Genomic DNA, 19030 nt, shown 5'->3' on the forward strand with positions numbered 1-19030 from the left:
CATTTCGCATGTCAATTTCCAGTTCTGACCGCACCGTCATGCCCGAGAACATCGACAACGACGAGCTCACCGAGCTCGTCGAGGCCGCTGTGACCGAGGCCCCCGCCGGCGCCGCCGCCGCAGCCGAGAAGGCTCCGGTGGCCCAGAAGGCGGCCGAGAAGTCCGTCGCCGACTTCATCGCGGACCAGCCGGCCGAGGCTCCCGCCGAGACCGAGGCTCCCGCCGAGACCGAGACCGAGGCCGAGATCGAGGCCTCCGCCGAGCAGGCCGACGAGACCGACGCGGCCCCCGAGGCCGACGCCGAGCCGACCGTCACCTTCGGCGGCCTGGGCCTGCCCGAGGGCATCGTCCGCAAGCTCGCGCAGAACGGTGTGACCGCCCCCTTCCCGATCCAGGCGGCGACCATCCCGGACGCCCTGGCCGGCAAGGACATCCTCGGCCGCGGCCGTACGGGTTCCGGCAAGACGCTCTCCTTCGGTCTGCCGCTGCTGGCATCGCTCTCCGGTGGCAGCACCGAGAAGAAGAAGCCGCGCGGCATCATCCTCACCCCGACCCGTGAGCTCGCGATGCAGGTCGCGGACGCGCTGCAGCCTTACGGCGACGTGCTCGGCCTCAAGATGAAGGTCGTCTGCGGTGGCACGTCGATGGGCAACCAGATCTACGCGCTGGAGCGCGGTGTCGACGTCCTCGTCGCCACCCCGGGCCGCCTGCGCGACATCATCAACCGCGGCGCCTGCTCGCTCGAGAACGTCCAGGTCGCCGTCCTCGACGAGGCCGACCAGATGTCGGACCTGGGCTTCCTGCCCGAGGTCACCGAGCTGCTCGACCAGATCCCCGGCGGCGGCCAGCGGATGCTCTTCTCCGCCACCATGGAGAACGAGATCAGCACGCTGGTCAAGCGCTACCTCTCCAACCCGGTGACGCACGAGGTCGACAGCGCCCAGGGCAACGTCACGACCATGTCGCACCACGTCCTCGTCGTGAAGCCGAAGGACAAGGCGCCGGTCACGGCCGCCATCGCCGCCCGCAAGGGCCGCACGATCATCTTCGTCCGCACCCAGCTGGGCGCCGACCGCATCGCCGAGCAGCTCATCGAGTCCGGCGTGAAGGCCGACGCGCTGCACGGCGGCATGACCCAGGGCGCCCGTACGCGGGTCCTGGAGGACTTCAAGAAGGGTTACGTCAACGCGCTCGTCGCTACCGACGTGGCCGCCCGCGGTATCCACGTGGACGGCATCGACCTGGTCCTGAACGTGGACCCGGCCGGTGACCACAAGGACTACCTGCACCGCTCGGGCCGTACCGCCCGTGCCGGCAAGTCCGGTGTCGTCGTCTCGCTGGCGCTTCCGCACCAGCGCCGCCAGATCTTCCGCCTGATGGAGGACGCGGGCGTCGACGCCTCGCGCCACATCGTCCAGGGCGCGGGCGTCTTCGAGCCGGAGGTCGCCGAGATCACCGGCGCCCGTTCGCTCACCGAGGTCCAGGCCGACTCCGCGAACAACGCCGCCAAGCAGGCCGAGCGCGAGGCCGCCGACCTGACGAAGCAGCTGGAGCGGGTCCAGCGCCGCGCCGTCGAGCTGCGCGAGGAGGCCGACCGCCTGGTCGCCCGTGCCGCGCGCGAGCGGGGCGACGACCCGGAGGCGGCGGTGGCCGAGGCCGCCGCCGAGGCGGAGGCCGCCCTGGTGGCCGCCGTGTCCGTGCCGGAGCAGCCGGCCGCCCGTGACGAGCAGCGCCGCGACGAGCGGGGCAACTACGAGCGCCGCGACAACCGCGGTGGCTACCGCGGCGGCAACGACCGCCGCGACGACCGCCCGTCCGGTGGTTTCCGCTCCGGTGGTGACCGTCGTGACGACCGTGGTGGCCGTCCGTTCGAGCGCAGGGACAACGACCGCCCGTCGTTCAACCGTGACCGCCGCGACGACCGTCCCTCGGGTGGTTTCCGCTCGGGTGGTGACCGTCGTGACGACCGTGGTGGCCGTCCGTTCGAGCGCAGGGACAACGACCGCCCCTCCTTCAACCGTGACCGCCGCGACGAGCGCCCCTCGGGCGGCTTCCGCTCGGGTGGTGACCGTCCCGCGGGTGGTTTCCGCTCGGGTGGTGACCGTCGTGACGACCGTGGTGGCCGTCCGTTCGAGCGCAGGGACAACGACCGCCCCTCGTTCAACCGTGACCGCCGCGACGAGCGCCCCTCGGGCGGCTTCCGCTCCGGCGGCAGCGACCGCCCGTTCAACCGTGACCGCCGCGACGACCGCCCCGCGGGCGGCTTCCGCTCGGGTGGCACCGACCGCCCGACCGGCCGTCGTGACGACCACCGCGGCGCCAACACCGGCACCAACACCGGTTCCTTCGGCCGCCGCGACGACAAGCCGCGCTGGAAGCGCAACGGCTGACCACGGCCCAGCTGGTGACCACCGGCTGAGCAGGTCCGCCTGACAGACCGGCAGGGCCCGTACGCCACCGAACCGACTCGGTGACGTACGGGCCCTGTTGCTGTTCCCGGGAGTGCCCTCACGCCCCTGGCCGGCTCGTGCCGAGGGCGTCGGCAGGGGCGTCGGCCGGGGGCCGCAACCAACGGCACACCTAGGGCTTATCTTGGACGCACCCAAGCCGCACCCAAGCCGCACCCAAGCCGCATCCCGGCGCGAAAGGGACACGACGGGGGCGTGACAGGGCCCAAGGCGGATACCGGATCGGCTGACGGGACCGGGCGGGCTATGCTCATGGGTGATGTTGCAGGGGCCGTTAGCTCAATTGGTCAGAGCAGCGGACTTTTAATCCGTTGGTTGTGGGTTCGAGTCCCACACGGCCTACCGACAGCAGGAGGAGGGAACCCCTCTGACCTGCTACTTAGCGCCTCGACCAGCTTCGGCTGGCCGGGGCGCTTCGTCGTTTCCGGCCTCGTGCGTGAGCGATGCGTGAGGGGAGGGCCTGCCACGGAGCGCGGCAGATGTCCTTTGTCCTTGGCGTGCAGTCCGCTGCCGGTTCCTGGCGGCTTCGGTATCGACGCTGCCCCACACCAAGGTCCATTGACCGCGGGCGAGCAGGCGGTGGCGGTGCACGCGACCGGACTCGACCGTATCTACCCTTCGGGGAATCGCAACTCGCTGGATATGTCAGCAACCCTGGGCTACATGTAAAAGAAGTGGCTCCAAGGGGCGCGTGGACTACCGTGTGGTTATGAGTCTTTGTACGGCCCCGGTCCGGGGTCATCGGACTGCCAGCGCGGCTGCGGCGTGTCCTGCGTGCCGCAGCGGACGCTACGGGTACTCATCGCCCCGGCCCTACTACCCACAGCCGGACTACACGCCGCGAGGCAGTAGTGGTGGCGGCGCGAGCAGTGGGAATGGGTCTATCAGAGGTGGAACGCGACCGAGTTGGTCGCCGAGCACTTCCTCCGTGACTTACACGCCTGCCGAGGTGCGGGCGCTGAATCCCGTTCGCCGTACCGTCGAGTTGCGCGCTCGTCAGGAGCCAGACCTCTGTGACGTCTTCCTCTGCCACGCGTGGGATGACCGGCGCGGTGCTGCTACGGAGTTGCACGACCTGCTGGGAGTAGAAGGCGTATCGGTCTGGTTCAGCGAGAAGGACATTGTGCTCGGCCAACCGTTCATGCGGGAAATCGACAGGGGCCTGGCGAAGTCGCGGACGGGTCTCGTCCTGGTCACCCCTGCGCTACTGAAGCGCGTTGACAGCCGTGGTGTCTCTGACAAGGAGCTCTCGGAGCTCCTTGCACGTGACCTGCTGATCCCTGTGGTGCACGAGACGACTTACGACGAACTCCGCAAGGTCAGCCCCTTGCTCGCCTCCCGAAACGGGTTGAATACGGCGGATGATTCAATGGCAGACATTGCCGTCAAGATCGCCGAGCTGGTTGCTGTGGAAGATGACCTGACCGCGCCGCCCACAGTGGCGAACTGAAGGGCATTCCCTTCGATGCAGGAGCCTTCCGGCGCCTTGGAAGGCTCCTGCATCCACGCGCCACCGTCTCACCACCACCGGCCCCCGCCCGCACCCTGTCCTGGCGCATCCACCGCCTCGGCCAACGCCACACCCCCAGCCCCCGCGCCCAAGCAGCCATGGCCCGCAGCACCACACGACGCCCCGGCACCCCGGCCCACCTGCCGGTGGCCGAACCGACCACTGCACCGCAGCAGCCACACGTACGACGGCGTTGATCACGATGGTCCGGGCGTCTCCCGTCGTAGGCGCCCGGACCCGCAGTAGCAGCTCAGTGATCCTTGTGCGCCTGGGCAGCCGACTCCCGTATCGTCGTCGGGGTGACCGACGCGAACGTGGCGGACAGGACGCACATTCCCGTAGGCGATCTTGCCGCGCTGGTCGAGGCGTTCGACATCGGCGAGGTGCTGGATCGACGGCATCTGGTCGACGGCCTGATGAACGTGAACTGGCGGCTGGACACTTCGGTCGGGAGGTACGCCCTCAAGCGGGTCACGGACGTGCAGATCGACCGGCTGCGGCGTAATCTCGCGGTCCTACCTGTCCTCGTTTCGCGCGGGGTCCCTGCATGTGCTCCGCTGCCCACCGTTTCGGGCGACGTGATCGCCGAAGTCGGCGGTAGCGGCTACTGTCTGTTCCCCTGGTCGGACGGGGAACACGTGCGCGGAATCGACCTGTCCTTGCCGCAGGTGTCCGAACTCGGCGCACATCTCGCACGGCTCCATGCGGCGCTGGACCGCGCCGCCGAAGGCGCAGGACTGCCGGCCGTACCGGCCTCGGTCGCCGCGGAGGCGACCGAGGCCGGGCGAGCCGTGCAGAAGGCCGATCGGTTTGCCGAAGTGGTGTCGGCCCGGAGCGCCGATGACGCCTTCGACATGGCTGTGTCCACTGCCCTCCGAGAGCGCAAGCTCCTTCTCGACAAGCACGCCCACCTGAGCCCCGAGGGCGACGTTCCTATGGGACCGCACGGGTGGACGCACGGTGACTTACAGTACCGGAACCTCCTCTGGGCAGGTGGTGAGCTGGTGGCGATCCTGGATTGGGACCGGCTGGGCATCCGTCCGTATGCGGAGGAAGTCGTGCGCACGGCGCAGGTGCAGTTCGGTGTGCAGGGCGTGTTCCACCTGGACCGGGTGTCGGCGTTCATGACCGGCTACCGGTCGGTGATCCCGCTGGAACCGGCCGCGCTGGTCGACGCCGCTCGGCGGCTGTGGTGGAAGCGGATGACGGACTTCTGGCAGCTCGAATTCCATTACGACCGGGGCGACCGCTCCTGCGACGACCTGTTCCTTGCCGACGAGGCGCTCCTTCACTGGTGGACGGAGCGGCTCGACACGGTGGAGCAGGCGTTCGCCGGGACTGCCTAGCTCTGGATACCGAGCTCCTGGAGTTCGGGGAGGCGCGGTCGCGTGAATCGGGCCGCCCGGCGCAGGGCCTTCGTTCCTAGCGCCTCACAGTCGGCGTTCCGGATCGCCCGCACCCATGTCTCGGGACCGGCAGTGCCGGGCAGGACGATCCCGGGTTCGCCGATTGCTTCGGGGATGCCGCCCCGGTCGGTTCCGATGCTTGGGGTCCCATGCAGCGCGGCCTCGATGATCACGCGAGGGAAGGCGTCCTCTACGACGGACGGGACCAGCAGCAGGCGGTGGCTTCGGTACAGGGGCGCCATGTCGTACACGCGGGGCACGTACGTCACGTTCGGGTGGGCGGCGAAGTCGGCGGCCGTGTCCCACCAGCCTTCGACCAGGGTGAAGTGCTGTTTCGGCATGAGGCGGATGAGCTGATGGAGTAGATCCGAGCCCTTGGCCGGGATGGGATTGATCATCAGTACGGACGCGGAGCGGATCTCGTCCGTGCTCGGCCCAGGTGGAGCGAACGGCGGATACATCACGGCAAGGCGGGTTCCCGCGGCGTGAGGTGCGCGGGACCGGACGAACTCCGACACGGCGAGGCCGTAGTGGGGTCGGCCGGCGAGGACGCCCAGGCCCGTGGTGGAGACGGAGTGCAGCAGGCCGGCGACGAGCACGGTCGGTCGGGCCTGCGCGGCCAGTTGTGCCGAGCCCTCCTGCGAGGTGAAGGCGACGTCGGGACGGAGCGTGCTCAGCAGGCTCCCGAACGCGTGCTCCACGTTGTTCTGCGTCAACGCGGAGCACGCGACCCCGTTCCACCGGTAGTGCAGGGCGCCCGCCTCCTCGTCGTACGGGACACGATGCAGGTCCAGGTGGGCGCGCATTTCCGGGAGCTGGGTCCTCCCGTTCCAGGGGGCTTCGTGCGACCCGAGGTAGGTGACGTGCCAGCCCGAGGCGGCGAATTCTTCTGCGAGGAGTTGCTGGGTGACCTCGGCGCCGCCGATGAGGAACGGGGGCGGGGTGCGGCGCCAGGCGAAGAGGGCGGTGGGCACCGGCGATCACCTGGCCCAGAAGGAGACGAGGGCTTCTACGGCCTGGGCGACGTCGTCCGGGTCGGCGGCCGCGTCCAGGACGGTGAGTTCTCGTGTCACGGGTTGTCGGGCCGTGTGGACGAAGTAGTCGTGGGCGTGGTCCAGGAAGGCGGGTTCGTGGAGGAAGTAGTCGGACTCGGCAGCCGTATGCCCGGCGGCCTTGCGCCGCAGGTGGAGGGATTCGGCCGGAACGTCGAGGTAGAGGGTGTAGTCGGGCCGGAGGAACGGGAGTGCCTGGAGTCGTTGGTGGAGCTGGTGGTGGACGCCGTACCCGAACAGGGCGTCCAAGGCGTACGCGTGGGCGAGGAGCGTGTCCACGGAACGGTCGAGGATCACCAGGCGTCTGCCGCTCGCAGCGGCCTCGGAGACTCTGGTGGTCTCGATCTCCATGAACCTCTCGAAGGCGCCGAGTTGAGTAGCCGCAGAGGCGGTGCGGGCCGGGGGGATGTCGTCGCGGTGGCTGATGTGCTTGATGTAGCAGTCGGAGACGAACGCCCGGGTGCCGAGGGCGGTGCGGCGCAGGTGGCGTATCGCCGTGGACTTCCCGGCGTACGAAGGCCCCTCTAGGGCGACGATCAGCACGACGGCTCCGTTCGGTAGAAGCGTTCGGCGTAGAGGTCGGGTGGGTCGGGGAGGTCGACGAGGTCGGCGGCCGTGGTGAAGGCGTGCCGGATCGGCCGGTACATCTTCCGGGCCGGGTGCATCTGGGAGCCGTGCATGCGCAGGACGGTGACCTTGTCCAAGACCACGTCGGTGATGTCAACCGGCTCGGGTCGCATCGTCGCCCCCGTACGCGTACGGAAGAGGTGCTGGTCGCAGCCGGCGAGCGCATACGTGGACCAGAAGGCGAGGTCCTCCCAGAACCAGCGGCACCCGAGACGAACGGCCGCCTCGTGGACGAGGAGGTGGTCGGGGTGGCGGGTGACGGCGGCGGGCGCGAGGAGTTCGGCGCCGGAGTGGGCGGCGGCGATCCGGTGGAGTTCCTCCGTGATCCGGTCGAGTCTCTCGGGGGCGTAGGGCCGGTACGGAGGGTCGGCGTCCTTGTGGCCGAGGACGTACCGGCGGGCGCCGAACGGTGCGAGCGCGGTGGCACCCTCGCGGTCGCGCAGTCCAGACACCGCCTCGATGTCGGTGTACGTGGTCTCCAGGGCGGGGTGAACGCTGCGGGAGCGGGTGAAGACGGTCACGACGGTGAGCGGTCGGGGGCGAACGAGGAAGGTGCCGGAGGCGGACAGGGCGAAGTCGTCGTGGTGGGGTTCGACGACGAGGACCGGGCGGCCGGCGGGGGCGCGGGCCTCGATGTAGTAAGGGACGCGGGTGTGAGGTGCGGTCACCTCCAGGACGTGGTGGTCGTGGGCGTGGTGGCGGTCGGCGAGCTGCCGGGTGTGCTCCTGGTGGGCGCGGTGGAGGTCGTCGGGGAAGGTGTAGATGCCGTGGCCGTCCGGCACGGGCAAGGGCGGGCGCACAGGGGACTCCTTCGTCATCGCACGGTGGTCTCGTACCAGTGGCGCCACTTACGGGGCGACCGGAGGCGCAGACGGGCGGTCACGGGGTTCTGCCACCAGAGCATCCGCAGGCTCGACCACTGGTCGTAGCGGCGGGTCGACGGACGTACGCGCAGTTCGTCGAGGATCGTCACGGGGCGGCCGACGGCCTGGCCGTGTGTGGTGAGCCGGGAGAAGAACTCCACGTCCTCGCTCATGAACAGGTCGTCCCGGTACCCGCCGATGCGGTGGAAGGCGTCGGCGGTGCAGAACTGGTTGACGCCCTGGGCTCCCCCACGCCGGGTGCGGTGGTGGTCCCAGTAGGCGCACAGCAGGCGGGCGCCGAGACGTTCGGGCGTGTAGAGCGGCGGGATGGCTCCGCCGACGGCTCCGGCGTTCATGGCGGCTGCAGCTGCGGTGACCGCCTCCAGGGGAAGGGCTACGTCGGCGTCGGTGAAGAACAGCCGTTCGCCGCGGGCGGAGGTCGCTCCGGTGTTGCGGACCCGGCCGATGCTGCGGACGGTCTCCGTCACGACGCGGACGCCGAAGGAGGCGGCCGTGTCGGCGGTGGCGTCGGTGCTGGCGTTGTTGACGACGATCACCTCCCCCGTATGGCCCGTGGCCTCCTCCCAGCGGGCGAGCGAGGCGAGCACGGAGGGGAGGTAGCGGGGAAGGTAGGCGGCCTCGTTGTAGGCCGGGATCACCACCGACAGGGCGGGTGTGGTCATCGGTGCGTCCTGTCCGGGCGGTGGTTGCGGAAGAGGTACGGGGTGCGTCTGTTCAAATCGTCCAGGCGGCGTTCCCACAGGGCGCGGTCGTCGCCCGGGGAGGAGTACGCCCATGAGCGCGTGGTGTGGAAGACGGCCCATGCGGACAGCAGGTGGTGGTCGAGGGCGAGGGGGTAGGCGTCGGTGACCGTGCGGGCCAGGAGTGGAGAGAGGGCATCGCTCATGACCAGGGTCTGGGCGACGTCGGACTCGCGGGGACCGGCTGCGGCGTCGGTGAAGTCGACCAGGTGGCGGACGGCCCGGGGTCGGGCGAGTACGACGTTGTCGCCGTGCAGGTCGCCGTGGCACCACACAAGCGCCGTGGGGGATGCGTCGGTGATGGCAGCCAGGGCGGGACCGATGCGGTCCAGCTCGCTGGGCGGGCAGCGACGGCCGAGCGAGGCGACCTGTTCGTAGAACGGCCGACGTGGTGCCCACGGCTGGACGGGTGCCCGGTGCAGGCGCCCGAGCAGGCCGGCCAGGTCCTTCAGGCTCCGCTCGTCGGAGACCAGACCGGATCGCATGGCGCTGCCGAGGGTGAGTGGCCCCAGGTCGGAGGTGATGAGGGCGGTCGCCTCGTGACCAGGGACATGGCCGTATCCGACGACAGTCGGTACGGGGACGTGGTCCGCCACCGATCGGATCGCGGCGCTCTCCGTTGCCGCGTTTCGACGTGCGGTGGCCGCGTACAGCTTGATCACGACGCTCCGCCCGTCCGCCAGGCCCGCCCGGTACACGGCCGTGCGCGAGCGGATGGACAGGCGGCATGCGGTGCGGGCCGGAGCACCGGCCAGGGTGCGGGCGGCGCGCGAGACGACGGCCGGGACTGCCCCGGTCACCGCACACCCGCCGGGTCCATGCCGACGGCGCCCAGCCGGCGGACCTGCCTCATGACACCCGCCAGGTGTCGGCGGTACTCGACGACGTCCTCCGTGGCGGGGCAGTCGGCCTGCCACGGCTTCTCGGGACCGACGAAGTGCACGAGAGTGGCGGCCGGATCGGGCTTCGGCGATCGCATGACGACCCGGCGCACCCAGTTCCCGCGTTCGAGGAACCGGCCGACCTCGAACCGGTTGAAGCCGCCGGTCACCGGGCGCACTCGGCCGGATCGTAGGAGCCACAGGTTCAGGGCGTCCTGGTCGTTGTGGAGAATGTGGCGCCGCGCGTGCGTCAGGGCGTGCTCGACGCCTCGGCGGACACGGGGCATGTGGTCGGTGTGGAGCCAGAGCACGCCCGCGTTGAAGTACGGGCGCCCACGCAGGTGGGGCCAGCGTTTGGCAGCTCCGGGCAGTGCCGGGCATGCCCCGACGGTCGGGTTGAACTCGTCGCGTACGGCACCGGTCTCGTCCGGCCGGAGCGAGCCCAGCGGAACGGTGAGGTCTCCCCGTACGAGGACATCCGCATCCACGTAGATCAGGTACGGCCGATGGACGAAGGCCCTGGTGAACTCGAAACGCAGATAGGTGGTGATGCTGATGTAGGAGGCGTCAGCCATCCGCAAGGTCCGCAACGGGACGCAACGGCGAATGTCGAAGGAGCCGAAGCCTCTTCGGTTGGCGAGGTCGGAGAGGAGCAGGGCCTGCGTTCGGGTGAGGTCGAGCGTCAGCACGCGTACGGCGGCCCTGCGGCGGGCCGCAGGAGTGAGTCCGTCCGCCAGCCCGCAGAGGGCAGCGAGACCGGGGACGAGATACTGCTGGTCGATGCACAGGCCGAACGCGTACATGGGTGATCCGCCTTCCGGGAGTGGTGCACGGGCATGACGAACGGGTTGAAGGCTGTCGGAGGAGACGAGCAGCAGGGGCCTACGGGCCGTCGTGGTCTCCGCGGCGGGCGATGATTTCCAGGGTGTCGGGGTCGTCGGTCTCCCAGTGGGGGCCGTTGCCGACCTGCGGTCGCAACACCCAGACGGTGCCGCGGGCTCGGACATCGGTGACGATCGCTCGCGTGCCGCACCCGTCCCTGACGAGGTCGCCGACCCACGCCCTTGCCGCAGTCACGAAGCACCTTCTTCGGCCGCTTGGCTCTGTGGTGACCAGCCGGAGGCCGCGTCTGCGATGTCGCGTCGCCGCTCGCGCTGGCCGGGCGTGTGGCGGGTCGGCAAGGCCCCGGCGACGTCGGTGAGGAACCCGCCTCGTTCGCGGATGAGGACACCGAGGCTGGCGAACTGGGCCGCATCGGAAGCGACATGAGTCAGCGCACCGACGACGATCCCCCGGATCATGCCTGTGGACAGAGCGGCCGTGACGGCCTGCCAGCCGGGGCGTTCCGCGAGTAGCAGGCCCGGGTCGGAGTCGGACCATGCGCCGGCGACGTGCCAGTGGCGTGCGTCGGCGTAGTAGCGACCCCGCTCCTCTCCCTCACGGACGGCGGTGGGGGTGAGGGCGCAGACGTAGACGGCAACGGGAACGTGACCCAGAGCGCCGGATGGATTGATCGGCATGCCCACAAGGCTGCTGGGCTGTCAGGCACGGTCCCAGACACGGCCCGTGACTCCGACGGCGGCCCGTACTCAACCGCCCTGCCACGCCTCGTGGCATGGGAGGGACGCCGGCTTGGCTAGGTGCAACGATCCGTGTCAGTCATGCAGATGGCAGCAACCGCACTGCTACGGACCGTTGCAGTGGTGACGAGAGTCAGCGCACAGCGAGTGGGACGCCTGCGGAGTCAGCGAGACCCCTGAGCCGGTGAACGGACACTCCGGCGAGCCGACTGATGATGACCCCGGGGAGCATCTGGTGGCGCACCCATCCCGGAGCCATCGTGCAGACTCTTTGGAGTGTGTCGGCGGCGGCGTCCCACCGCCGACATTCGACCTGGGTGAGGGCCACGTCCAAGCCGTAGCGGGCCCGGGTTGCCAGGGGTACGGCCTCGTCCAGGCGAACGGTATCCATCAGCCGCAGCGCTCCGGCAGTGTCGCCGAGCGCCACTGCGATGCTCATGGCCTGCGTGGCGGCGTACATGGGCCCGTACGGCTGGGCATGGGAGCCACGAGCCCGTTCCTCACCTATGCGGGCGGCAACGGCATGGGCTTGAGACAGATATTCGCGGGCGCTGTCCGCTCCGGCACCGCCTCGGGACGCGGCGACAGCGGCGTTCGTGACGAGCTGGCCGTACACGCTCAACCGGTCTGGATCGTGCTCGCTCATCTTGGGTTCGATCCGGTCGGCCTGGGCTGCGGCGAGAAGGAAGCCCTGCTTCGTCCGGCCGTCTCGAAGGTTGACCCACGCGGTCGTCGCGGCGAGGTGGGCGTCCCGTAGATCGTCCCCGGTCTGCACGGCGATCTGGCGGCCGTACGTCAGCGCCGCGTACGCGAGATCACGTGAACCGAGCACGTTGGCCGCCATGCCCGCAGTCTGGAAGGTGTCGATCAGAATGCCTGCGGCGGCTTCCCGCTCGACGCTGCTTGCCGCGTCGAACCTGGCTCGTGCCTCGGGGAGGAGCCGGCCCAGGAGGGTGCCGAGCTCGGTGTACCTGCCTCCCCAGTAGGCGGCGTCCGCGCGACGGACGACTGCACGGAGCTCTTCGGTGGTGCCGGGCTCGACATCGGCGGGGATACCGATGGCAGCGTCATGGGTGGCTGCGGAAACTAGGCGCAGAGCGGCGCGTTCGTCGCGGTCCATGGACCGCCGGGGAGCCTGCTGCCCGAGAAGCACGGCGATGTCCGTGCCGAGCGCGTCGGCGATCGAAAGCAGAGAGGGGAGGGACGCCGTCCCTCCGCGTTCGAGCTTGCGGACCACACCGACAGACACAGCGGCGGCCTCGGCTAACTGCTCCTGGGTCATGGCGCCGCGAAGCGCCTTCATGCGCTCCGCGGTGGTGTACTCAGACCATTGCACGATCTAGAACCTCCGCGTGACGGGACATACACGGACAGTACTGGGTGAAGCAATTGTGCCGACAGGCTTTGACCGGACAGTAGTTGGCCCTATGCGACGGACGCCGCCGTCACGCCGAGGAGCGTCTCCAGCTCGGCCACTGCGGTGTCCTCGTCGGTCGCGTGGACGGTGGTGATGCCCAGCTCGGCAGCCGGTGGGAGGTTGATCGCGTGATCATCCACGAAAACGCACTGCTCGGCTGGGACGCCGATGAGTTCTAGAGTGAGCTGATAGATGGCGGGGTCGGGCTTGGCCAGCCCCACGAGCTCGGACACCACGTGTACGTCGAACAGGTCCCAGATGCCGACGTGTTCGTACGGGTTGAACGGATCGAGGCCGAAGCTGTTGGAGAGCAACGCGAGCCGATGACCGGCCGCCCGCGCGGCGCGGGCAAGCGCGACCATACGACTAGCCACAGGCACCTTGGCCCAGGCCCGCCCCATCAGGTTCACCGGATCGATGTGCTCACCGAGAAGCGGGGCCGTGCTCTGGTTCCACTCGGCTTGCCCTATCTCGCCGATCTCCAACGCCGTGTAGAGGCGACGCCCTTCGGGATGATCGTTGAGGGTGCCGCGCCACGCTCCGGGGGCCAGCCCTTCGGAGACGCACCAGTCACGGTGGACGTCGACGGGGCTGGCGGTGAGCACGCCGGCGAAGTCGAGGATCAGGCCGCGCTTCTTATCCGTCTGGGACGCCTCCGTGTTGTGTGACATCCGGCGCTTGGCCCCTTCCGCAGTTGGTCTCCTGGGCGACGCTATCGCGCGGCAATGTGACTGCGCAGAGTCCGGGGTGTTACTGGCCCCATGCAGTCCGCAGAGGGGCAAGCCAAGACCCGCCCCCGCTCTCATTAGATGTGCAGCATCAAGTGAATCGGCCCGGGATCGGCGGAACGCCCGCTGGCCAGTACATGGAAGGAGGCGGCGTTGTTCGGTGATCTCTCTGACAGATGGTGTCGCTCTGCGTACCCTTACCCATACTGAGAGGTAGGGGGCTACATGTCGGATATGGGCTTTTTGGTCGAGAGTGTTACTGCGGCACTTACGGGACTGCTTGTCAGTGATGCCTATACATCCGTGCGCCCGCGACTGAGTGCGATTTTAGGCCGTTCGCGAAGCGACGATGCTGTACGAATCGAAGATCTTGATCGTCTTCGAGGATCGGATCCAACGGCGTTGCATAGTGCCGTGTACGGGTACGTCCACCAACTTGCCGTGTCCGACGAACGCCTTGCGCGGCAGCTTCAGGATGCCTTGGGAGGGCCGCAGCCTCATACCCAACTGAACGTTCATGACAACCAGTTCCATGGGTCAACCCAGGTGGGCGGTACCCAGATCGTCAACATGCGCGCGGTGGAATATGACTCAGGAATCTGACGCTTCGGAGGTGCACCACAACCTCTTCACCGGGCCCACCGTGATCGGGGGGACCCAAAATCTAGTCGCTGCCACCTCTACTTCGGCGACCTCCCGGCCGTCGTTGCCCTCGCAGGTCTGGGCTGCGATCATGCTGGCTTGGGCGTTCTGCCCAACAGTGGCGTGGTGGACGCAGTCAGTTCCTGGCGGGGAACTCTTCTCGAGGGTCGCAGACCTAGTCCACGCCGTGACGCCGTACATCTGGCTGGCAGGTGGTGTCGCTGTTCTTCTCGACGGAGCGGGCTACTTGCTATATCGGCACTGGACTTTGGCCCAGCGAGCGATCACTCATCCCGTAACGTGGAAACTGCGGCTGTTCGCAGTTGCCCTTGGGGGCGTCACCCTGGCTGTGGGCGTAGCCATGAATGGTCGGTAGCTCGCTAGCAGGGCGTGTGGAAGTCGTAGCCCGAGACATGGACTGGGTTAGGCCAGCCAAGGCCCGTCGCCCTTGCGGAGCAGTGCTATTACTCAAGGAGCCGATGCTGCGTGAGCGATGCGTGAGCGGACGTCCCGGCACGGCCCGGTTCCGTCCGGACCGCGCGGCTTCGCCCACCCCGTCCGACCAGGCATTCCGGGACAGCGCAACATAGCCCGGCACCACCCACCCGCTCCCGGCCGGGACTTTTAATCCGTTGGTTGTGGGTTCGAGTCCCACACGGCCTACCCTTGGACCCCAGGTCAGAGCGTTTCTCTGGTCTGGGGTCGCTGCTTGTTCGGGTTCATTTCGGACGCTCGCTCAACCGATGCTCCATCGAAGTGCAAACGATCACACGAGGCAGACCCGCCTCTCGTGTGAGGCAGGGGCTGCGGTCGTCCTGGGCGGGCTACGCCCCTACAGGGCGGGGGCGCCGCTACCGGGGCACGTCTCGGTCCCGGTGCCGTTGCGCTGGTGCATCGTCGTCGGCGAGCCGGGGGGGCTCCCGACCCCCGCACCGCACACGGGGCAGTTGCCTTCGGTCAGGCCGGGGTCGAACCGCCGGCCGGGAGCTTCGTGGCTGCACATATCAGTTCCTCCTCGATGGGGGTGGTGCTGACAGGTGGTGCACATGCGCCCAGTCCCGGTCAGGGCCGGGGAGATCAGAAGGCGGACTGGAGGTCGAAGGCTCGATCCTTGTCCTGGCCGGCACGCGCGGTGTGCTGGAAAAGCACCTGGATGCGTGCCTCGCTGTGGAACTTGACCCCGATGCCCGGGTTGGCGGTCCCCGGGTCGTTGACCGTGTACGCGTACACCGTGGCGATCTCACCGGACCCGCTGTTGGTGAGCGCGGCGGCGAGGTACTTTTCCGCCAGCTGCGGGGTGACCTTCCCGTCCTCGTACAGTTCCGGGTAAGCGACCTCGGCGGGCGCCTCGTAGACGACAGGGTTCTCCGGCTGCTTGTAGTCCTCGCCCGGCGCGGCGGTTGCGGTGATGGCCGCCCAGATCTGGGCCCCGCTCATGAACATGATGTGCACGCCGAAGGGGCGCTCGGGCTCCGCCCACGGATCGACGCTCTTCACGTCGGGGGCCTTGGTCAGGGCTTCTACGGCGAACTGCTGGAATCGCGCGGGTCGCATTTGTGATCATTCCTTCCGGGGCGGCCGGGTCAGTCTAGGCCGGGCGCCCGCCCGGGCGGCCGCCCCGGCAGCTTCGTACCTCTCTCCAGATGCGGCCGAGCCGCACGGACGTCGGGCACGACACCCCGGCCTCACACGTGGCGCAGGTGGCCGTGTGACCGACCCACGCCCGGTAGGCGGAGTCCAGTTCGGGGGCGGCGGCGTTCACCGCTTCGCCTTGCACGAGGGGCACTGGCACGGCGGGTAGGCGTGCGACGTCTCGGGCTCCGGCAGGGGAGTGACGTCCGTCTCCTCGCGTAAGACCCGGGTCACCCCGTCGCGGTTGACCTCGTACACCTTCAGCGTCATCCGCGCTGTCTCGGCGCTCATGCTCGCCCCCTGGGGTGGGGCGGCGTCGGCCGGTTCCTGGCGGGGAGACCGACGCCGCTGTCGTGAGAATCACGCTAGGTGCCTGCTCGATCACATCCCAGGGGCGAACCCCACCACTCTACGGACCCCCGCCTCGCCGAAGCAGGACGTAGCGTCCTACCTCACAGGGCCGGGTCCACCCCGAGCCGCGACGCCAGGCCGCGCAGCGTGGAGTTCCGCCGGCGTTCGGCTTCCAGCATCTCCCGGACCGTGGCCGCTGCCCCGGCCTGGAACTTGACCCACTCCGGCTGGTCGGCCTCAACTTCTAGCAGGATCTCCAGCGCCCCGGCGTTGTCGCCGGTCTGGTAGCGGGCCTGCGCGATGTCCACCCGGTACGACGCCGAGTGCACCGGCCGGCTGATGGCCGCGAGATCCACCCCAGCCGACGCGGTCAACGCCACGTCCGGCCGCCCCGTGGACCCGGCGAGAGCGATGTTCACCTGCTGGGTACGGACGTCGGTCACGCTGAACGCGGTGCCGTAGGTCTTCACGGGCCCGGACTGCACGGCGGCGGACTCGGCCAGCGTCAGCAGCTGCATCGCCTCGTCATGCTGATCCGCGCGCGCGGCGGGGGTCGCGGCGGCGATGAGGAGGTTGCCGTACACGGCGAGCTGGTCGGCCGTTGCACGCCGCCGCGGGGGCTCCAGCTGGTCCGCTTTCCGCTCGGCGACATCGCGGGCCTGCTCCCACCGGCCTTGGCGCAGGAGCACCCACGACAGGGTGGAGACGCCCATGCCCTCCAGCAGCGGGTCCGACGCCCGCGCGGCGGCGGCGAGCTGCTTCTCGACTGCGGTGTACGCCCAGTCGGGATGACCGGACTGGGTGGAAAGGGACGCGGCGAGCTGGTAGGTGAGGGCGAGGTCCCGCCACACGTCCTCGGTGTTGTGCTGGCGGGCGGTGGCGCGGCCGTCCCGCAGCAGCCCGGGGAGGATAGCGGCGAGCTCGGAGTACCCACCGGCCCAGTACGTGTCTGTGGCGGCCTTGGCCTGTCGCGCCCATTCGGCCGGGCTCGGCGGGTCCTCCAGGTCCGTGTAGCCCAGAACGCCGGGCAGCGAGCCCGGGTCCTGGATGGCGTCGCGCAGGGCCAGGAGGCCGCCATCGTCGGTGAGTTGCTGGGTCACGGTGGGCTGCCCTACAAGGCGTTCGAGCTGGACGTCCAGCGCCCGGGCCATAGCGCGCAGGGTGTTGATCCGGGCGGACTCCCGCACGCCCTGCTCCAGCTTGCGGATGGTGTCGACCGACACGTCGCTGCGCCGCGCCAGTTCGTCCTGGGTGATGTCACGGAATTCCCTGAGCGCCCGGATACGGTCGCCGATGGTCACGTTCATGTGGACCCCCGCCATCAGGTGTGTGTCCACGGTACTCCGGGCGCCCCCGGCTGGCCCGGGCATGACGAAGGCCCCCAACCGCCGAAGCGAGTGGGGGCCGGGGCCCGTCAGGCGGCCAGTTGCCGGTTGGCCATGGCGAGCTCGGCGTCGACCAGCATCTGCCACTGGTTCAGCGAGAGCTCGTTGCCGTCCTCGGCGATGTCCTCCGCGGTGAGGCAGAGTCGGCCGACGAGGCGGTTGAGCTTGGCTAGTTCGCGCGCGGTCCACCTGCTACTCAGCGCCTCGACCGGCTTCGGCCGGCCGGGGCGCTTCGTTGTACCTGGAAGCCTGCGCGAGCGGGTGGGTCAGCGGCAGTCGCCGGGGAGGCGACAGTGGCGCGGCTCGGGCGACTGCCGGATCCGGGGCTGCCCCGAGCGGATCTGCCAGCAGGTGAGGACCGCGAGCCGTTTTCTCTCGGCCCCTCTTCTTCCAAGTCGATTTGAGAGCCAACGTTTATGTATGACTGAATTGACCGAATAAGTCCACTTGGTGCTCACCGTCGCATTACCTTCGAGCAGGGCATCAACGTGGCCCAAGCCGCACAAGTCATCGGCATGCTTCACCGCATCGGGGCCCGACAGGCCGCTTCCCGGCCCCGAGCCGCCCGCTCTTCCTCCGGCGGCGGCCCCGTCCGCAGCAGAGGGCGCCCGGGAGACCCCGGCGCTCGAAGGGGGGGCGCCGGTCGCATCCCGTCGAGGGCCCGCGTCAAAGCGCTGGAGCTATCCGGCGCGAAGACCCATCCCGAGAAGATCACCGCCTTCGCTGCCTACCTGCTCCAGAAGGAGGGGCGCGAGTCGCTCAGCCAGGCGGACATCCGGCGGCTCTTCCAGCGGGCGCGTGAACGCATCCCCACGCATTTCTCCCGGGACTTCGGCCAGGCCGTGCGGGCCGGTTGGCTCCACGAGGGAGAGACCAAGGACGAGTACTACGTACCGGAGGCGGCCAGGAACGTCATCGAGAACAGGTTCGATGCTTCTCGTAGCGGCCGTAGCGGCCGTAGCGGCCGTAGCGGCCGTAGCGGCCGTAGCGGCCGTAGGGGCAGGCGGGACGCGAGCTCCGCCGGGCGAGGGGGAGCGGCAAGAGGAAGCCGCGCTCGGCGTCCGTACCGGCGGCGTTCGCGGATCTCGACCATGTCCCTTCGGTGATCGACGAGGTCGTGCCGTACCGCCGCGTCAACCTCAAACGGGACAAGCTGCTCTGGTCTCTCAAGCTGGCCAAGGATCTTGGCATGGAGGGCCTTCAGGGTCCGGAAGTGGCGTGGATCACCGACAAACTGGGCGACGCCATACCGACGCGGGACATGAACGGTCACTTCAGCGGTCCCCGCCGTGTCGGATACGCGAATCGCTCGATGAGCGGCGACGCCATGCGGATCACGGAACTGGGCGAGGAGCACCTCCGATCGCTGTAGAGCGTCCCGGTGCACTTCGCCGGCGGGCGGGCGCACTCCTTGCCCGGCCCGCCCGACCCTTCGCGTGGCGGGCGGCCGAGCGGAAGGCCGGGTGAAGAGCCGCAGGCGGGCCGCCCGGAAAAGTGGTCGGGCGCGCGGCGGCGATGGCGTAGAGTGGTGTTTACCGACGCGGGGTGGAGCAGCTCGGTAGCTCGCTGGGCTCATAACCCAGAGGTCGCAGGTTCAAATCCTGTCCCCGCTACTGAAGATCCAGGCCCGGCACGCACAGCGTGCCGGGTCTGAGTCGTTTCTGAAGGGCCGGACAGGAATGTTCCGGCTTGACCTTGACGCAGCGTAAAGATCTAGCGTTTCCGGC

19 protein-coding genes and 2 tRNA genes are annotated in these 19030 nt (G+C 69.1%); 7 read left to right on the top strand and 14 right to left on the bottom strand.

Features of this window, described 5'->3' with window-relative positions; translation table 11 throughout:
- The first annotated feature begins 38 nt into the window (after positions 1 to 38).
- The 4 genes from ACIQAK_RS12785 (at position 39) to ACIQAK_RS12800 (ending at position 5324) form a co-directional block, all read left to right on the top strand.
- Positions 39 to 2390, top strand: a complete 2352-nt coding sequence (locus ACIQAK_RS12785; RefSeq protein ID WP_366392232.1) for a DEAD/DEAH box helicase — start codon at positions 39 to 41, stop codon at positions 2388 to 2390.
- A gap of 346 nt (positions 2391 to 2736) precedes the next feature.
- Positions 2737 to 2810: transfer RNA gene (locus tag ACIQAK_RS12790), tRNA-Lys, on the top strand.
- Positions 2811 to 3396: 586 nt separating this feature from the next.
- Complete coding sequence (locus ACIQAK_RS12795; RefSeq protein ID WP_366392233.1) at positions 3397 to 3918, top strand: toll/interleukin-1 receptor domain-containing protein; 522 nt, start codon at positions 3397 to 3399, stop codon at positions 3916 to 3918.
- Positions 3919 to 4238: 320 nt separating this feature from the next.
- On the top strand, positions 4239 to 5324 hold the full coding sequence (locus ACIQAK_RS12800; protein WP_366392234.1) for a phosphotransferase: 1086 nt from the start codon (positions 4239 to 4241) through the stop codon (positions 5322 to 5324).
- On the opposite strand, the gene ACIQAK_RS12805 is transcribed toward ACIQAK_RS12800, so the two are convergent.
- The 10 genes from ACIQAK_RS12805 to ACIQAK_RS12850 form a co-directional block, all read right to left on the bottom strand.
- Complete coding sequence (locus ACIQAK_RS12805) at positions 5321 to 6358, bottom strand: glycosyltransferase (protein WP_366392235.1); 1038 nt, start codon at positions 6356 to 6358, stop codon at positions 5321 to 5323. The genes ACIQAK_RS12800 and ACIQAK_RS12805 overlap by 4 nt on opposite strands.
- A 6-nt stretch (positions 6359 to 6364) precedes the next feature.
- Positions 6365 to 6979 (bottom strand): hypothetical protein, encoded by a 615-nt coding sequence (locus ACIQAK_RS12810; RefSeq protein ID WP_366392236.1) that lies wholly within the window; start codon positions 6977 to 6979, stop codon positions 6365 to 6367.
- Complete coding sequence (locus ACIQAK_RS12815; RefSeq protein ID WP_366392263.1) at positions 6973 to 7845, bottom strand: PIG-L family deacetylase; 873 nt, start codon at positions 7843 to 7845, stop codon at positions 6973 to 6975. Before ACIQAK_RS12815 ends, ACIQAK_RS12810 begins: the two co-directional genes overlap by 7 nt.
- A 32-nt stretch (positions 7846 to 7877) precedes the next feature.
- On the bottom strand, positions 7878 to 8609 hold the full coding sequence (locus ACIQAK_RS12820; RefSeq protein ID WP_366392237.1) for a glycosyltransferase: 732 nt from the start codon (positions 8607 to 8609) through the stop codon (positions 7878 to 7880).
- Positions 8606 to 9487 carry a phosphotransferase gene (locus ACIQAK_RS12825; RefSeq protein ID WP_366392238.1) on the bottom strand — a complete coding sequence of 294 codons (882 nt, stop codon included), beginning with the start codon at positions 9485 to 9487 and terminating at the stop codon, positions 8606 to 8608. Before ACIQAK_RS12825 ends, ACIQAK_RS12820 begins: the two co-directional genes overlap by 4 nt.
- Positions 9484 to 10371: a glycosyltransferase gene (locus tag ACIQAK_RS12830; protein ID WP_366392239.1), complete on the bottom strand. Its 888-nt coding sequence runs from the start codon at positions 10369 to 10371 to the stop codon at positions 9484 to 9486. The genes ACIQAK_RS12825 and ACIQAK_RS12830 overlap by 4 nt, the downstream gene beginning before the upstream one ends.
- A gap of 79 nt (positions 10372 to 10450) precedes the next feature.
- Complete coding sequence (locus ACIQAK_RS12835; protein WP_366392240.1) at positions 10451 to 10645, bottom strand: hypothetical protein; 195 nt, start codon at positions 10643 to 10645, stop codon at positions 10451 to 10453.
- Positions 10642 to 11088: a hypothetical protein gene (locus ACIQAK_RS12840; RefSeq protein ID WP_366392241.1), complete on the bottom strand. Its 447-nt coding sequence runs from the start codon at positions 11086 to 11088 to the stop codon at positions 10642 to 10644. The genes ACIQAK_RS12835 and ACIQAK_RS12840 overlap by 4 nt, the downstream gene beginning before the upstream one ends.
- Before the next feature lie 193 nt (positions 11089 to 11281).
- On the bottom strand, positions 11282 to 12430 hold the full coding sequence (locus ACIQAK_RS12845) for a helix-turn-helix transcriptional regulator (protein ID WP_366392242.1): 1149 nt from the start codon (positions 12428 to 12430) through the stop codon (positions 11282 to 11284).
- A 143-nt stretch (positions 12431 to 12573) separates the two neighbouring features.
- Complete coding sequence (locus ACIQAK_RS12850; RefSeq protein ID WP_366392243.1) at positions 12574 to 13236, bottom strand: HAD-IA family hydrolase; 663 nt, start codon at positions 13234 to 13236, stop codon at positions 12574 to 12576.
- Between the two features lie 498 nt (positions 13237 to 13734).
- Between ACIQAK_RS12850 and ACIQAK_RS12855 the strand changes: the two genes are divergently transcribed.
- Positions 13735 to 13896: a hypothetical protein gene (locus tag ACIQAK_RS12855; RefSeq protein ID WP_366392244.1), complete on the top strand. Its 162-nt coding sequence runs from the start codon at positions 13735 to 13737 to the stop codon at positions 13894 to 13896.
- 717 nt (positions 13897 to 14613) lie between these two features.
- Here the strand turns inward: ACIQAK_RS12855 and ACIQAK_RS12860 are convergent.
- The 4 genes from ACIQAK_RS12860 to ACIQAK_RS12875 form a co-directional block, all read right to left on the bottom strand.
- Positions 14614 to 14868 carry a phage DNA packaging protein J gene (locus ACIQAK_RS12860; RefSeq protein WP_366392245.1) on the bottom strand — a complete coding sequence of 85 codons (255 nt, stop codon included), beginning with the start codon at positions 14866 to 14868 and terminating at the stop codon, positions 14614 to 14616.
- A 144-nt stretch (positions 14869 to 15012) separates the two neighbouring features.
- On the bottom strand, positions 15013 to 15489 hold the full coding sequence (locus tag ACIQAK_RS12865; protein WP_366392246.1) for a hypothetical protein: 477 nt from the start codon (positions 15487 to 15489) through the stop codon (positions 15013 to 15015).
- Positions 15490 to 15693: 204 nt separating this feature from the next.
- Entirely contained in the window at positions 15694 to 15858 is a 165-nt protein-coding gene (locus ACIQAK_RS12870) for a hypothetical protein (protein ID WP_366392247.1), read from the bottom strand.
- A 161-nt stretch (positions 15859 to 16019) separates the two neighbouring features.
- On the bottom strand, positions 16020 to 17225 hold the full coding sequence (locus tag ACIQAK_RS12875; RefSeq protein ID WP_366392264.1) for a helix-turn-helix transcriptional regulator: 1206 nt from the start codon (positions 17223 to 17225) through the stop codon (positions 16020 to 16022).
- Between the two features lie 1180 nt (positions 17226 to 18405).
- On the opposite strand from ACIQAK_RS12875, the gene ACIQAK_RS12880 reads away from it, so the two are divergent.
- Positions 18406 to 18675: a hypothetical protein gene (locus tag ACIQAK_RS12880; RefSeq protein ID WP_366392248.1), complete on the top strand. Its 270-nt coding sequence runs from the start codon at positions 18406 to 18408 to the stop codon at positions 18673 to 18675.
- A 167-nt stretch (positions 18676 to 18842) separates the two neighbouring features.
- Positions 18843 to 18916, top strand: a tRNA-Met gene (locus tag ACIQAK_RS12885).
- The last annotated feature ends 114 nt before the right edge of the window (positions 18917 to 19030 follow it).

Source organism: Streptomyces sp. NPDC088706, from assembly GCF_044752765.1.
In the GTDB taxonomy this organism is placed as follows: Bacteria; Actinomycetota; Actinomycetes; order Streptomycetales; family Streptomycetaceae; genus Streptomyces.

Excerpts from the sequence above, each read along its gene's own strand:
- ACIQAK_RS12865 (WP_366392246.1), bottom strand. The coding sequence starts at position 15,489 with ATGCGACCCGCGCGATTCCAGCAGTTCGCCGTAGAAGCCCTGACCAAG.
- ACIQAK_RS12820 (WP_366392237.1), bottom strand. The coding sequence starts at position 8,609 with ATGACCACACCCGCCCTGTCGGTGGTGATCCCGGCCTACAACGAGGCC.
- ACIQAK_RS12870 (WP_366392247.1), bottom strand. The coding sequence starts at position 15,858 with ATGAGCGCCGAGACAGCGCGGATGACGCTGAAGGTGTACGAGGTCAAC.
- ACIQAK_RS12875 (WP_366392264.1), bottom strand. The coding sequence starts at position 17,225 with ATGAACGTGACCATCGGCGACCGTATCCGGGCGCTCAGGGAATTCCGT.
- ACIQAK_RS12850 (WP_366392243.1), bottom strand. The coding sequence starts at position 13,236 with ATGTCACACAACACGGAGGCGTCCCAGACGGATAAGAAGCGCGGCCTG.
- ACIQAK_RS12785 (WP_366392232.1), top strand. The coding sequence starts at position 39 with ATGCCCGAGAACATCGACAACGACGAGCTCACCGAGCTCGTCGAGGCC.
- ACIQAK_RS12840 (WP_366392241.1), bottom strand. The coding sequence starts at position 11,088 with ATGCCGATCAATCCATCCGGCGCTCTGGGTCACGTTCCCGTTGCCGTC.
- ACIQAK_RS12845 (WP_366392242.1), bottom strand. The coding sequence starts at position 12,430 with ATGACCCAGGAGCAGTTAGCCGAGGCCGCCGCTGTGTCTGTCGGTGTG.
- ACIQAK_RS12830 (WP_366392239.1), bottom strand. The coding sequence starts at position 10,371 with ATGTACGCGTTCGGCCTGTGCATCGACCAGCAGTATCTCGTCCCCGGT.